The sequence below is a fragment of the Bacillus sp. Cr_A10 genome (genome assembly GCF_029222665.1).
Lineage (GTDB): Bacteria > Bacillota > Bacilli > Bacillales_A > Planococcaceae > Psychrobacillus.
In genome coordinates, this window is record NZ_JARHXR010000009.1 from 601142 (window position 1) to 615920 (window position 14779).

Sequence of the window (14779 nt, forward strand, 5' to 3'; positions counted from 1 at the left end):
TTAAATGAACGATTTTTTTTTAGGAATTCAACCTATCGATTTCAGCTTTTTTTGAAAATTTTACAAGAACATGAAATTATTTAACTATATAACTCGTTATTAGTGAAGAGAGAAAGAAACGAGATATGCGCATAATCGTTTTACAAGGAGGTTCATATGGAAGAAGAGCTGCAGTGGATTCAAGAAGTATTAACTGGCAACAAGCAGGCTTATACTCACATTATAAATAAATACAAAAATTTGCTATATGCGACTATTTTACGGATGACCAAAAATCCGCAAATTGCTCAAGACTTGGTTCAAGAATCATTTATTAAAGTATATCACCAGCTTGGGAAGTATGATAATAAGGGTTCTTTTTCGAGTTGGATTTACCGGGTGACTATAAACCATTGTATGGATGAGTTCAGAAAGAAAAGCTACCAAATGAAACAAGTAGAAATAGACGAAGAAAGAGTTGTAGATTCTATTCATCCAGAAGTTATTTTATTGAAAAAGGAAAAAAGTAGACAGTTAGAACGATTGATCTCAACTCTTCCAGAGGATGAAAGAATGATTATTCTATTACGATATGTAAATGAATTAAGCTATGAAGAAATAAGTGAACTGGTTGAAGTACCACTTTCAGGGGTTCGTAATAAACTTCATCGAGCAAAGAAAAAAATGAGAGAAACGGTAAATCGGGAAGGAGGCTATTTTTATGAACTGTCCGAAGGTAGATAAACTTTCCCAGTACGCTGATAACCTACTAACACAACAAGAACATTCTCAAATACTTACACATATAAACACTTGTGATACATGTACAAGTATTGTTCAACTCTTTAAAGAGGAACAACAATTTTTAAAAGAAAATTTACAATCACCAACATTACCGGATGATTTTGCATCACTTGTTTTGGAACAACTGGAACCATACAAACAGAAAGATGTACGAAGAAAAAAACAAATCTGGAATCGTATATTTCTATTAGCAGCTAGCATTGTGTTAGCTTTAGGTTTGACTGCTACATTAAGCCCTAGCTTTGCTCAGTTTATAGAAGGCATGTTTAGTACAAAACAGGTAGATGAAGGACTAAAGATGGCATCAGATGAAGGGTTGAGCGAAAGGGTTAATTTGGAAGTATCAGATCAGGATCTTACATTTAAAGTAGAAGATATAATTGTAGATTCATCACGAGTGGCATTATCTTTACAAGTGATTAATGAAGATGGTGTAGCAGAAAGACCAAACATAAATGAATCAAATAAAGGTAACCAAATTTCAGTTAATGGTTATAATGGTGAGTACACCTACTCCATGGGTTACAGAATGGATAGAGGGTTAGATTATAATTCTTTTCAAGTGTTTATTAGTGATGAACCTGGATTGGAAAAAGTAACTATCAATTTTCATCTTGTCGAGTTAAACGGCAAACAGGGAAACTGGGAGTTAGAGATACCAGTTGAATTAACAGATAGCAGTGATAAAACTAAAAATGTAATTCTAAATAATGCTACCCAAAATATTAATGGAGTAGCAATTAATCTAAAGGAAATACAGTACGCTCCCACTTCTAATACATTGTTGTATGAAACTTCTTATGAATCATCAGAGCAAGTAAAAGTAGAGGATAATTTTCAATCTTTAAAAGAACAGTTTGGATTTGACGTAACTGAGTTCAATACTTTTGGAACATCTATAAAATATCATATAGAAAATGAAGAAAAGGAAGTTATTCTGAAATTTTCACCTTTTAATCAGGAGGAAGCAATGGACGAAAAACTAATCATTAGTTCTGCACGAGGAAAAGGAAAAATAGGTCATGCAGCTTGGAAGGAAGCTTTTGTACCAGATAAAATTGACAGTAAACTCACTTTTGTATTGGATGGTGTCTATAAAGTAGTTCCCACTGATTTTTCTGTTAAGTTCAATCCAAATAAAATAAAGGAAAATCCTGTTTCATTTAAATATATGGGAAATGGAGTAACAATAAAAAAGGCAGAATTACAGAGTGCAGCTAATACAAGTGATCCGACTATTTTTGAAATTGAAATGGAGGTGAATAATGAAAGCGGTGCAGCGGAACTTGGTATATGGGTGTTGAGGGACGATACTGGAAAGTCTTTTAGAATTGATAATGAAACTACAACAAAGGGAAATGAAAGTAACATGCGATCCATCTATTTCAAAACTAATGGTTTAGATGAAATCCCAGAGGAAATGTCTTTACATTTGCTTACTGCAACTAGCTATTATGAGCTAGAGGAAAAATGGAGAGTTCCGTTATATGAATAAAATAATAAGCCTATAGGATAGAAAATAAAGAAGAAAGTGTCTTCGTCAACAAATTTTGTATAAAGTGGTCGCTTTTTTATATGCATGATTGCAAACAATAATGACTACAATCTTCTTCAATTAACAGGGCACTTTAGTTTAAAGTCTTGGGGGTTGCTTCGGCAACTCTTTTTCTTATTGAACGGAAATATAAGTAATAAGAAATAATAAATGAAGTACATTATTTAACAAAATTGTTAAGGTGAAAAATGAAGAATAATAAAAATAAATCAAATGTTGGATATACAATATTTAAGCCAACGGGAGTATGTCACGAATTTCCTCAAGAGTAAAACAACAAGTGATTGGTAACGTACTTTTATCGAAAAAACATATATGACAGTTATAGTTGAGTAAAAACTGAAAGTGTAAATGTCCAAGGAAGTATTGATAAAGAAGCGCTGATTTTCCGTTTCATGGATGGTTAACAGGAAATCTTTACAAATTCTTATTAATTCCCTGTTTTATTAAACTGTATAATTAACGTGTTATTCAAGCTCTATATAAATGTAACAGGAGGGGAATCTATGTATAAAAATTAAAATTTACTTTAAAAAAGACAGATTACAAGGCTTATTAAAAAACTACATATAAAAGGAAAATTATAATTATGCAAAAAAACAATATGCTAATGACAAACATTAGGCAAATTGTTATTGGGTCAGTTACTAAATATGTGATGTAACAATTTATGTGCTTGAATAATAAAATAGTAGATTGACTTTTTGTCATCTTCCTTATGTACAAATTAAAAGGAGAATGTAGTTCTGAAAACAAATTTTGAGGGATTAATATAATTATGAATAATATTCTTTGACTAATAAGAGCTTTAACCCGATGAGGAATAATGCTCTTTTTTGTTGAAAAGGACAATTATTTGGGAAATATTTTCAACCTTAAGATGCATAAAATCTCGGTCTTGAGATGTACTATAATTTTTTAATTATCTGTTAGATTTATATTATGAAAGAAAACCTAATACGGAGGTGACTTATGTATAACAGAATAATAGGCAATGACATTTTAAAGAGCAAAGCGATAACGTTGACAACAATGATATTTGTTGCTGCTGCGGCTATGCTTGTTTCGCTCGCGGCGATACTCGTCGTCAATCTTTCGGGTTCGCTAGATACACTTATGAAAAATGCTAAGACTCCTCATTTTATGCAGATGCATTCGGGTGAAATTGATACTGAGCGGCTTGCATCATTCGCTGAGCAAAATAGCAATGTCGATGATTATCAGGTGGTTGAATTTCTCAACATAGACAGTACGCAAATTATATTGGGCAATAATTCACTTGAGAATAGCGTTCAGGATAACGGCTTAAGCATACAAAACGAAAAATTCGATTATCTTCTTGATCTTAATAATAACATCATCAACGTTTCCGACGGTGAAATTTATGTTCCAATAAGTTATATGAGGGACAAAACCACAAAGGTAGGTGACAAAGCGGTAATAAGCGGGAAGGAATTTACCGTTGCGGGATTTCTCCGTGATTCCACTATGAATTCCTCGCTCTCTGCGTCAAAGCGATTTCTTGTAAGCATCAATGATTTCGCGGAAATTAAAGACCTTGGAAGTATCGAGTATCTGATTGAGTTTAGATTAAAGGATTTCTCGGCGATAAGTGAATTTGAAACAGCTTATGCTTCCGCTGGACTTGAAGCGAACGGACCAACAGTTACATATACGCTTTTCAAAACGATGAACGCCATTTCAGACGGGATGATGATTGCGGTTATCCTTCTTGTAAGCGCACTTGTCGTTGCCATCGCATTTATGAGCATTCGTTTTACGCTCCTAGCAAAAATTGAAGATGACTACCGTGAAATTGGCGTTATGAAAGCAATTGGGCTTCATCTTTCCGACATAAAGAAGATATATCTTGCAAAATATGCAGCTATTGCGGCGGCAGGTAGTATCCTTGGTTTTGTTCTTTCGCTTATGTTTCAAGGCATTCTTCTTGAAAATATACGGCTTTTTATGGGCGAAAGCGAAAATTCTTCTTTTGCAATAGTTTTAGGAATCATTGGAATACTAGTTGTATTTCTTGCAATTATTGCTTATGTAAATGGAGTGCTGAAACGTTTTAAGAAAATCTCCGTTGCAGAAGCTATACGCTTTGGTACTTCCCATGAAAAAAAGGCTGGCGCTAAGCGTTTTTCCTTAAATAAAAACAGACTGTTTAGTACGAATATTTTTCTCGGAATCAAGGATGTCTTCGCAAGAAAAAGACTTTACGCCACAATGCTTGTGGTACTGGTGATTTCAGCATTTATAATTATTGTTCCGCAGAACCTTTACAACACGATTTCTGAAAAAAGCTTCATTCAATATATGGGAATTGGAAACTACGATCTGCGCATACAGACCAATATAACTGACAAAAGCGATGAAATTGTGAAGACAATCAACAGCGACAGTACCGTTTCGAAATATGCTGTTATGACAACTAAGACATTCAAAGTAAAAACGAGTAACGGGTCAGAGGAAAATATAAAAGTTGAACTTGGTGACCATTCGGTATTTCCTATAGAGTATTCTGAGGGCAGAGCTCCTGTTGCAGAAAACGAAATCTCTCTTTCGTCTATAAACGCCGATGATCTGGGCAAAAAGGTCGGCGAGGTCATGACGCTGGTGATTGAAGGGAAGGAGAAAAATCTCACGGTAAGCGGAATATATTCGGATGTCACCAACGGCGGCAAAACCGCAAAGGCTGTATTCACCGACAATTCGGCGAGCGTCATGTGGACCATCGTCTGTGTTGAACTTTCGGATAAGTCTCTTGTCGAAAGCAAGGTTTTAGGATATTCGGAAAAATTCGATTTTGCAAAGACTTCCGACATTGATGAATTTGTTTCTCAGACCCTAGGCTCGACAATAACTTCCGTTAAAATGGCTTCCTACGCAGCAATTGCCGTTGCACTGATTATTACAGTACTAGTTACACTGCTGTTCATGAAAATGCTTATTGCAAAGGACAGATATTCCATTGCTGTCATGAAAGCGCTCAGTTTTACAAACTCGGACATTAAGACACAGTATGTTTCTCGTTCCGTTTTCGTTCTGATTGTCGGAATTATTCTGGGTACGCTTCTTGCGAACACTCTCGGAGAGGTCCTTGCCGGCGCGCTTATTGCTTCGTTTGGAGCGTCAACATTTAATTTTACAGTTAATCCGCTTACAGCGTATTTGCTTAGTCCACTGATGATGATAGTCGCGGTGCTTATCGCTACAGTGTTGGGAACATCAGGTACGGGGCAAATAAAAATTTCTGACAATATAAAGGAGTAGGCATATGAATAAGATTATTATCGGTGATCACATTGTGAAATCTTTTGGCGTGGACGATGAACAACGAAATGTTCTCGACGGAGTGTCCGTTGATATTAATGAGGGTGAATTCGTTGCAGTTATGGGTCCTTCGGGATCGGGAAAATCTACACTGATGTTTGCTTTGAGTGGAATGGACAGCGTAGACGGCGGAAAGGTCGTTTTTGATGGCATGGATCTAACGGAGGTCGGGGAGAAAGAGCTTTCAGAAATACGCAGAATAAAAATGGGATTTATATTTCAACAGCCTACTATGCTGAAAAATCTAAATATACTCGATAACATTATTCTTCCGTCAATGCGAAACAACAGAAAAAACGCACCAAAAATATCTGAGAAGGCAAGAATGCTAATGCAAAGGGTAGGCATTGGAGATCTTGAAAAGCGCGATATTACACAGGTTTCGGGAGGTCAGCTTCAGCGTGCAGGAATATGCCGAGCGCTTATGAACAATCCGAAAATCATCTTCGGTGACGAACCTACTGGCGCGCTCAACTCTAAATCTTCGGAGGAGATTATGGACATATTTTCCGAAATCAACTCGGACGGAACCGCGCTTATGCTTGTAACTCATGACGCAAAAGTTGCAGCTCGGACAGATCGTATTATGTTTATGCGTGACGGAAAAATCGTGAGCGAGTTGAAGCTTCCGAAGTTTGACGGGAAGGAAATTGAAAATAGAGTTGATGAAGTTACAGTTAAAATGAGAGAAGTAGGAATATGATTTAATTTCTTCAAGAAAAGAAAAAAAACAACAATTAAGTAGACCCTGCTCCATCTTTAAAATAGAGGAGAGCGTACATTAAGAAGTCTATGATTTTCGGTGGACTACTTGTATGGACTCCTCTAACAATTTTCATTCTCTGTGGTGAAGCTCTGATTATTGCGCGTCATCGATTACTAACGGAGGAGAGAGACAAGGTCTTATAAAAAACTACATATAAAAGGAATTTTTAAATTATGCCAAAAAAACAATTTGTAATCGTTAAAATGTTAGTAATCACCATATTATTGCTAATGACAAACATTAGCGGAGTTGTATTTGCAAACGAAGATGAGTCTACAAATGGTAATCTAGATATTTCTGAGATCGATGAATTTATGACCAATGAAATTGAGAGACTGAACCTTCCTGGTGCTTCTTTGGCTATCGTAAAGGGAGATCAAGTTGAATACTTACAAGGGTATGGTTTTGCAAATGGAACAAATATAACACCGCAAACGCCAATTGTTATTGGGTCAGTTACTAAATCCTTTACAGCGCTTGCCATTATGCAGTTAGTAGAACAAGGAAAAATTAGATTAGAAGATCCCGTGCAATCTTATATACCTTGGTTTCAAATTGAAGATAAAGAGGAATCTAAAAAAATCACCATTCAACACTTATTGAATCAAACAAGCGGTTTTTCTACATATGATGGTCAAGTTGCTATTTCACAAGGAGATCAAACATTAAAAGAACATATACAAAGCTTAGTAAATATAGAATTGACATACCCTGTTGGGGAGCAATATCAATATTCGAATTTGAATTATAGCATTTTAGGTTTAGTGGTCGAGGAAGTGACGAATACATCGTATAAGGACTACATAAATAAATATATATTCAAACCACTTGAAATGAGCAATAGCTTGACTGATCCTAAAGATGATATAAACAATACAATTGCGAACGGATATCAAACAATATTTGGCATAAAAGTGACGACAGAGCAATTAAACCATGAGGGCAATGTTCCTTCTGGTTACATTATTTCTAGTGCGGAAGATATGGCAAATTATATGATCGCACAACTGAATCAGGGAGAATTTAAAGGAAAGAGTATTCTATCATCGAATGCCATGAACACATTGCATCATCCATCATCTTTCATAGGAAATGAAACCTACTATGCGATGGGCTGGGAAGTGAATAAAGAAGGAATCTCCCATAATGGTTGGACAGAAAACACATACTCAAAAGTTCTGTTAGATGGTGAGTATGGCATCAGCCTACAAATCAATTCCATGGATTATTTTAATCTTAATGAATATGATTCCATCGTAAGTGGAATAAACAAGCTGGTACATAATGAAGATCTTTCTATTTCTGATAGTAATCCATTTATGAAATATATAATTATTGATTTGATTTTACTTGCATTCATCGCTTTTATTGTTTGGTCAGCTTACAGAATCTTTAAATCTAAAAATCGAAAAGTACCGACATTCCGTAAGATTCTATATGGGTTGATTATATTAGTATTTAACTGGCTGCTGCCGTTGATTATTTTAATTGGATTCCCTAAATTATTTGGCCCATTGTCTACGGTGACTTTATTTGCTCCTGGAATAGGGCACCTGTTATTTTTAATACCTTTGCTCCTTTTAATTGTGGGAGTCGTTAAATTAGGTAAAGTAACACTAACATTAAAGAAAAATACTTTGGATGCATAAGCTCTCTAAAATCGTGAATACAGGGGGTACTACTATAACGGGTATCGCCATTTCTTATTCAACTACCGGGGCAGGTTAGTTGAATATGTTTATAAATAGAATAGTTTTTTAGTTTTATAAAGCATTTCTTTGTAAAGAGGAATGCTTTTTTATTATTTTTTTAAAATGAAAATGATATCACTACAATCACCGTCAGTACATTGATAGTAGTAGGAATTATATTTGGAGTTATATTAGTTTCAGGTGAAGGTGAAGACATAACAGGTTTTATAAGCTTGGGATTAATGCTCACTTTTACTTCAATGGTGATTGGAATCTTTGCTACTGCTCTTCAAAAACTTTTACAAGAAGCAATCGACATAAAATCAGTGAATGACTTAATTGTCTGAGGTGGATTATCTAACTGATTTTAAACAGAAAAAGAACTAATTCAAACTGTTGAGAATAATATTTACTACTATAACTATAAACGGTTCCAATAACGACTGAGCCACCGAGCTCCGATAGAATATCGAATCTCGATGGCTCAATGTCTCTTTAGAACTGTCTACTTGACACAGGGGCGAGTGCAAATTTGGTCCTTTTTAATTATGATTGAAATTTCAAGAATATAGTTCTTGCTATTATGACAGAAGCATTTGTTTGTATATCAAGGTTAATATCGTTATCTCAAAATTTATTTCAAAGCTATATTAGTGTTAAATGATGTAGAGAAATTTCAGGGCGACTTCCAAAACGTATATTGACGCCAGTTTGTCCTAATCCTTCGCTAATATAAAATGATTTTCCCTGATGACTATGCAATCCTTTTATCATATTTAAGCGAACTAGTTTCCCCATTTTTATAAGATGATACGGTTTCGGCCAATGAATTTGCCCCCCATGAAAATGACCAGATAGTAAATAATCATAAGGAACATCTTCCATGCTAAGTACTATGTTCGGATCATGAGTTAATACAAGATTGTATCCATCCGTCAGTCCTTCGTATGATTTATCCACGTTACTCCTATTTGTAGAGAAATCATCTATTCCAATAATGTTAATTTTCTTCCCATTATTCCATAGCACATCATTTTCATTTATCAACGTTTTACATCCATTCTGATCTAAAACTTGCTTTAATTTAATGAAATCTGGATGTCTTAAAACATAATCGTGGTTTCCAAACACTGCATAAGTTCCGTGTTTTGGATTCAATTCATTTAAAACTTTTAAATATGGTAATAGTTTAGGGATAGTACGTTTACGATCTAAAAAATCTCCCGTTAAAGCAATCAGATCAATTGACTGATCTTCTAGAATAGAATAAAGGTGCGAAGGTGAAATGGAAATGTTTTCAAGATGCATATCTGAAATATGTAATACACGAAATGGATTTCTGTCTACCTGTGTATTCACATTGGAATTAATAAACACATTATTAAATAATACTAGCTTGGTATTTTTATATCCTTTATAAAATAAAAAAGACAGGATAGTTACAATGAAAAACGAAAACAAAATTAACAAGTAAATTCCCCCTTCTAGGAAAATAATATAGGAGAAGAGAGAAGATTGTTAGTTTTAATTTATGGATACACAACCAGTTATGTTTATGATGAAACAAAATGAAGGATAATAATACTAAGCATAATAGCAAATTGATTACCGATACTAAGTGGGTTCAAAAATATATTTAAAAGAAAGGAGGAAGATTGTAATGAGGTTTCTTACTTGGGGTGCAATCGGGGTTGCTATTTTTGGTGTAGTTCGAGGGATGCGAAATGGTACCTTAAAACAATTTACTCAAAATATGCCGAACAAATTAAATTTACAGAACCTACAGCAAATGACTAAACCATTGCAACAAGCGACGCAGCCATTACAAGGGATGGCAAATAACCCTTTAACCGATAAACTACCAAAGCAGCAAGGCTTCTAATTTGTTGTAAAAAGATATAGAAATTTTTTTTTAAATTGCCTATAAGCTATGCCTATAATATTAGGCAGGCCTATAGGCTTTTATTCTTCAAGAAGCAATAACCTTAGATGTTTTACCATATTTTTTATATATCATATCTTTTGACATAAACAAGTAATGAGGATAAGGGGTCTTGTTACTTTTAGAAGAGTGTTTAGAATTTGAAAGGTAGTGGATTGGGTAAAGAGCAATCCGTTTATACCATAAATACGAAAGACTAGAAAATGAAACAGATTCAAACCCTAAACGCCTAAACCCTTTATTAATCATTGTAATACCAATGATTCCTTTTATTTGTTGATTATTTTTATGATGGATAATATATAATGCAAGATCAGGTAAAGATTCCTGAACTTTCTTATAAAGATAAAGGGATTTTTTAAAATTTTCGTCCTTGTTTTTCATTTCTTCTAATATACGGACGTTATGGAGATGAATCTTGATAAGAAGGTCATTTTTTTTAATTGAAGTTCCGTCAGAAAGAACTACTTCACGTCCTTTATAACGCGTTAACCGAACACGGAAAATATTATAATTCGTGCTAATTTTTTCAAGACATTTTAAACGAGTACAAAATAAGTAAACCTGGTCAAACATTCCCCATATTTGTATTATGAATTTTTTCATTATTGTTTACATTCCTCCTTGCATTTAGAAGTTACTATCCTGTTTAGATTAACCATTTCTCACTCTAATATTAATAAAAAATAGCTGGATATATTAGTGAATGGGGAACATACTACACAAAAAGACAGGTGGATGCATGTATGAAACGGATATTATTTATGCCCTTCTTGCAAATGTCATCTGGTCATCACCAAGTAGCAAATGGAATAATAGATTCACTTCAGGAAACTAATGACTTGTTTGAATGTGAAAAAATCGACATATTGTCGTACAGTTACGGAAATGTTGAAGGATTCATATCGAAATTATATTTAAAATGGATTTATCTCTTTCCAAACTTATACAGCTGGTTATATAAGAAATCTGCATATAAAAATGAAAAAGAGGCAAAACGTTTTTATTTTTATGAATGGTTGTTCCTCTATTGGATGAAAAAATTGATTAAAGAAAAAAATCCGCAACTTATCATTTGTACACATGCATTACCTTCTTATTTGTTAAACCATTTAAAACAAAAAGGGAGTATATCTGTTCCAGTTATTAATGTCTATACCGATTATTTCATAAATCAAATATGGGGAATGGAATGTATCGACTGCCATTTTGTACCCACCAAAGAAATAAAAGAAGTTTTAATTGAGCGCGGAGTCAAGTCTGATCATATTCTTGTTACAGGGATTCCGATTCATCCTCGATATAAGGAGCAGGATAAGGTACTTCATCAAAAAGATAAATTTTCGATATTAATATCTGGAGGTAATCTTGGTATAGGTTTAATAAAAACCTTTGTTGAAACCCTTCAACCTTCAGGAAAAATTAATTATACGGTACTTTGTGGGGAAAATAATAAATTGTATAATTGGATTAAACAATTGAATAATCCGTTCATTAATGCTGTACCTTATATTTCATCGAAAGAAGAAATGAACAAATTGTACGATAAGGTTGACGCAATCATTACGAAGCCGGGAGGCGTGACGATAAGCGAATGCTTATTTAAAAGAATTCCTATCTTTATTTATCATGAGTTGCCTGGTCAGGAAGAAATTAATTTACAAAATTTAAAAAAGTGGGGTCTTGTGTATCACTTGGATTGCTGGCGAGACACCCCTAATTTTGAGGAAAAAATACTAAAGGTATTACATTGCGACAAGCTTCAGAAATTGCTGAATCAACAATTAAATACTTATCATCAACATTTATCAAAAGAGAAAGTTTCTCTTTTCATTGAAAAGCTATTAGCTGAGAACAACATAGGTAAATAACATGGTTATCGCTAAATATCATGGGATGCGAGAAGTCACCATTCTTATACTGAAATAGAGAAGAGGCTGGTCAATTAAAGGTGTTGACTAATTCTTATTTGACTAACGGATACAGGAATAATCCGATACTTTTATTCAAAATTTATCGAAATCAACAATTTTTTTGTGAGTAAAGAATAGAAAAGAAAAGCAAGTGAAATTATCTAGTAATAGCGAAAGAATATGGATTATGGAAGAAAGAAAGATTTGAACTATATGGAAGAAATCTATTTTGAAATTTTCAAAATAGATTTTTTTTATTTATCGTAAAGATTCCCTAAAGAATAAATAAATAAATGTGGTTTAATACAACATTGATTCAACAGACAACAAATGAATTACAAGTATTAAGTGCTGATTAATTGAACTTTTAAGGATTTAGAAGGTTTATTACTAGAAGTATAAACTGCTAATTAAAAGGGTAAAATAGCGATTGTTCCAATTGACAATTAATAATTGGAAATGAATCATTTTTTATTAATAGAATTTAGAATTCAAAAGACAAAAGGTGGTGTTAATCATGACAGTAGTTAATGACATTAAGACAGTTATAGCAGAATTGAAAAGTGCTCAGGCAAGCTTTGAAACATTTGCTTTAAGTACAGAAAATCAACAAGCGAAGTCGCTTTACCAAGATGCTGCTACACAAACCCAATCTATTGTAGATAGTATTGAACCTCGACTTCAACAAATACTACAAGAAGAACCTCAATACAAACAGGAATAATTAATATTGAGAGACAAAAGGTTGGTTACCTCAACTTTTTGTCTCGAAAATTATGCATAAAATATAGAGGTGAAATCATGATTTCCAAAACAACAAAATTGAAAGTTGCTATTTTAATATTAATGGTTATTGGATTATGCTCTGGTTGTAACGGAAATCAGAAACAAATTGCTGATACTAATAAGGATTTTAATGATTCACTCGTGAAAGTAAGTAATCCAATCAGTCAATCGGTCGCTAATCAAGTAAAAGAAAATATCAGCACAGAAGAGGAAATATCAGATGTAAAAGCTGTGAATTCTGATAAAGAGTTATTAGTGGCCATAAAAGTGAAACAATTTGATCGTTTCCAATTAAAAAAGATTGAGAAGAACTTAAAATCAGATTTGGAAAAAATGCATCCAGATTATAAAGTCTTGGTTTCTTCTGATCAAAAAATGTATTTTGAACTTGATAAATTGGAACAGAAACTTCTAAAGAATAACTTGAGTATGAAAAAGCTAGAAAAAGATATAAAAAAAATCAAAAGTCTCATGAAGGAACAATCGTAGAGGAAGGGGGGCTTGCTCCCATGTCGAATAATAAAAAGAAACAATTGACACCAGTACAACAGGAATATCAAGAACTTCAAAAGCAACACGAAATAAAAAGACCTGTAATTCGAAATTGTATAAAGGCATTTTTTACTGGTGGATTTATTTGCCTCATCGGGCAGCTAATTCAAACATTCTATATATATTTCTTTGATTTTACAGATCAAACCGCAGCAAATCCAACAGTTGGAACATTAATATTTATTGCCATGCTTCTAACTGGATTTGGTGTTTATGATAGAATCGCCCAATTCGGTGGAGCTGGTTCAGCTGTTCCAGTTACTGGATTTGGTAACGCGATTATTTCTGCTGCAATTGAACATCGAACAGAGGGATTTGTGTTAGGTGTAGGGGGTAATATGTTTAAACTTGCTGGTTCCGTAATTGTATTTGGAGTATTTTCTGCATTTGTTATTGCTTTGATTAAAACTATGTTAATACAGTGGGGTGGTTTGTAATGTTAGCAGGTCATCGTACATGGATCTTTGATCATAAACCTGTCATTATTTCCACTGGAACAGTTGGTGGACCATTTGAGGCAGATGGAGCTATAGCAGACGATTTTGACCTTCTGCATTCGGATTTATGGCTGGCTCAAGATTCATATGAAAAAGCACATAAAATTCTTTTTGAAGAAGCTTGTCAAAAAGCACTCGAAAAAGGAGGAATCCAAAAGGAACAGGTACAATTTCTTCTCGCTGGTGATCTGATTAATCAAATAACCCCAACGAGTTTTGCAAGTCGAACTATTGGAGCACCTTATTTTGGTTTGTTTGGTGCTTGTTCGACATCTATGGAAGGCTTAGCTCTAGGTGCTTATATTATTAACACAAATGGTGCTAAATATTTATTAACAGGGGCTTCAAGCCATAACACTGCCGTTGAAAAACAGTTTCGATACCCAACTGAATATGGTGGACAAAAACCACCTACTTCACAATGGACGGTAACAGGTGCTGGGGCGGCTTTATTAAGCTCTTCCGGAGAAGGACCCCGTGTCACTTCTGCTACGATAGGCCGTGTAATTGATATGGGGTTGACTGATCCTTTTAATATGGGAGGGGCTATGGCTCCAGCTGCGGTAGATACAATTGAGGCGCATTTAAAGGAACGAAACATTGATCCTTCATATTACGATTTAATTGTAACAGGTGACCTCGGTAGAATAGGCCAGGAAGCATCCTTTGATTTATTCAAAAAGCATGGCATCCCTATTGTAGAAGAACAATACCAAGATTGTGGTCTTATGATTTATCGAGAAGGACAACCAATTTTGGCGGGAGCAAGTGGTGCAGGTTGCTCAGCGACAGTAGTTTATGGCCATTTATTAAATAGAATGAGAAAAGGTGAATTTAAAAGAATGTTAGTAGTAGCTACAGGTGCTTTGTTATCTCCCCTGTCCTTTCAGCAAAATGAAACGATTCCTTGTATCGCACATGCGGTTTCGATCGAATACGGGGGTGAAGAATAGAT

14 protein-coding genes are annotated in these 14779 nt (G+C 34.2%); 12 read left to right on the forward strand and 2 right to left on the reverse strand.

All coding sequences use genetic code 11. The features are described 5' to 3' along the window. The first annotated feature begins 156 nt into the window (after positions 1-156). The 6 genes from P2Q73_RS10230 (at position 157) to P2Q73_RS10255 (ending at position 8481) form a co-directional block, all read left to right on the forward strand. Positions 157-723 carry an RNA polymerase sigma factor gene (locus tag P2Q73_RS10230; protein ID WP_053589383.1) on the forward strand — a complete coding sequence of 189 codons (567 nt, stop codon included), beginning with the start codon at positions 157-159 and terminating at the stop codon, positions 721-723. Beyond that, on the forward strand, positions 701-2278 hold the full coding sequence (locus P2Q73_RS10235) for a DUF4179 domain-containing protein (protein ID WP_275786626.1): 1578 nt from the start codon (positions 701-703) through the stop codon (positions 2276-2278). Before P2Q73_RS10230 ends, P2Q73_RS10235 begins: the two co-directional genes overlap by 23 nt. A 1032-nt stretch (positions 2279-3310) precedes the next feature. Beyond that, on the forward strand, positions 3311-5617 hold the full coding sequence (locus tag P2Q73_RS10240; RefSeq protein WP_275786629.1) for an ABC transporter permease: 2307 nt from the start codon (positions 3311-3313) through the stop codon (positions 5615-5617). Positions 5618-5621: 4 nt separating this feature from the next. Further along, a complete protein-coding gene (locus P2Q73_RS10245; protein WP_053589386.1) occupies positions 5622-6380 on the forward strand; it encodes an ABC transporter ATP-binding protein in 759 nt (252 codons plus the stop codon). A 236-nt stretch (positions 6381-6616) separates the two neighbouring features. Then, on the forward strand, positions 6617-8092 hold the full coding sequence (locus P2Q73_RS10250; RefSeq protein ID WP_275786634.1) for a serine hydrolase domain-containing protein: 1476 nt from the start codon (positions 6617-6619) through the stop codon (positions 8090-8092). Between the two features lie 185 nt (positions 8093-8277). Next, complete coding sequence (locus P2Q73_RS10255) at positions 8278-8481, forward strand: DUF2975 domain-containing protein (protein ID WP_345798845.1); 204 nt, start codon at positions 8278-8280, stop codon at positions 8479-8481. A 298-nt stretch (positions 8482-8779) separates the two neighbouring features. Here P2Q73_RS10255 and P2Q73_RS10260 read toward each other — a convergent pair whose 3' ends face one another. Further along, the gene (locus P2Q73_RS10260; protein ID WP_481747145.1) at positions 8780-9604 is read right to left on the reverse strand and encodes a metallophosphoesterase; all 825 of its coding nucleotides are present in this window, start codon (positions 9602-9604) and stop codon (positions 8780-8782) included. Between the two features lie 190 nt (positions 9605-9794). Between P2Q73_RS10260 and P2Q73_RS10265 the strand changes: the two genes are divergently transcribed. Beyond that, positions 9795-10016: a hypothetical protein gene (locus P2Q73_RS10265; RefSeq protein ID WP_275786640.1), complete on the forward strand. Its 222-nt coding sequence runs from the start codon at positions 9795-9797 to the stop codon at positions 10014-10016. A gap of 87 nt (positions 10017-10103) precedes the next feature. On the opposite strand, the gene P2Q73_RS10270 is transcribed toward P2Q73_RS10265, so the two are convergent. Then, positions 10104-10682 (reverse strand): YkoP family protein, encoded by a 579-nt coding sequence (locus P2Q73_RS10270; RefSeq protein WP_275786644.1) that lies wholly within the window; start codon positions 10680-10682, stop codon positions 10104-10106. Between the two features lie 140 nt (positions 10683-10822). On the opposite strand from P2Q73_RS10270, the gene P2Q73_RS10275 reads away from it, so the two are divergent. From P2Q73_RS10275 to spoVAD, 5 genes are all read left to right on the forward strand, one after another. Then, positions 10823-11947 (forward strand): MGDG synthase family glycosyltransferase, encoded by a 1125-nt coding sequence (locus tag P2Q73_RS10275; protein WP_275786647.1) that lies wholly within the window; start codon positions 10823-10825, stop codon positions 11945-11947. 559 nt (positions 11948-12506) lie between these two features. Beyond that, positions 12507-12713: a DUF1657 domain-containing protein gene (locus P2Q73_RS10280; protein ID WP_053589392.1), complete on the forward strand. Its 207-nt coding sequence runs from the start codon at positions 12507-12509 to the stop codon at positions 12711-12713. Between the two features lie 5 nt (positions 12714-12718). Further along, the gene (locus P2Q73_RS10285) at positions 12719-13264 is read left to right on the forward strand and encodes a YhcN/YlaJ family sporulation lipoprotein (RefSeq protein WP_345798846.1); all 546 of its coding nucleotides are present in this window, start codon (positions 12719-12721) and stop codon (positions 13262-13264) included. Positions 13265-13284: 20 nt separating this feature from the next. Further along, positions 13285-13764: a stage V sporulation protein AC gene (gene spoVAC / locus P2Q73_RS10290; RefSeq protein ID WP_056830009.1), complete on the forward strand. Its 480-nt coding sequence runs from the start codon at positions 13285-13287 to the stop codon at positions 13762-13764. Next, positions 13764-14777: a stage V sporulation protein AD gene (gene spoVAD, locus P2Q73_RS10295; protein WP_056830007.1), complete on the forward strand. Its 1014-nt coding sequence runs from the start codon at positions 13764-13766 to the stop codon at positions 14775-14777. Before spoVAC ends, spoVAD begins: the two co-directional genes overlap by 1 nt. The last annotated feature ends 2 nt before the right edge of the window (positions 14778-14779 follow it).

Bases quoted from the DNA above. Each gene is read 5' to 3' on its own strand.
- P2Q73_RS10230 (WP_053589383.1), top strand. From the start codon at position 157: ATGGAAGAAGAGCTGCAGTGGATTCAAGAAGTATTAACTGGCAACAAG.
- P2Q73_RS10235 (WP_275786626.1), top strand. From the start codon at position 701: ATGAACTGTCCGAAGGTAGATAAACTTTCCCAGTACGCTGATAACCTA.
- P2Q73_RS10240 (WP_275786629.1), top strand. From the start codon at position 3,311: ATGTATAACAGAATAATAGGCAATGACATTTTAAAGAGCAAAGCGATA.
- P2Q73_RS10245 (WP_053589386.1), top strand. From the start codon at position 5,622: ATGAATAAGATTATTATCGGTGATCACATTGTGAAATCTTTTGGCGTG.
- P2Q73_RS10250 (WP_275786634.1), top strand. From the start codon at position 6,617: ATGCCAAAAAAACAATTTGTAATCGTTAAAATGTTAGTAATCACCATA.
- P2Q73_RS10265 (WP_275786640.1), top strand. From the start codon at position 9,795: ATGAGGTTTCTTACTTGGGGTGCAATCGGGGTTGCTATTTTTGGTGTA.
- P2Q73_RS10270 (WP_275786644.1), bottom strand. From the start codon at position 10,682: ATGAAAAAATTCATAATACAAATATGGGGAATGTTTGACCAGGTTTAC.
- P2Q73_RS10275 (WP_275786647.1), top strand. From the start codon at position 10,823: ATGAAACGGATATTATTTATGCCCTTCTTGCAAATGTCATCTGGTCAT.
- P2Q73_RS10280 (WP_053589392.1), top strand. From the start codon at position 12,507: ATGACAGTAGTTAATGACATTAAGACAGTTATAGCAGAATTGAAAAGT.
- spoVAC (WP_056830009.1), top strand. From the start codon at position 13,285: ATGTCGAATAATAAAAAGAAACAATTGACACCAGTACAACAGGAATAT.
- spoVAD (WP_056830007.1), top strand. From the start codon at position 13,764: ATGTTAGCAGGTCATCGTACATGGATCTTTGATCATAAACCTGTCATT.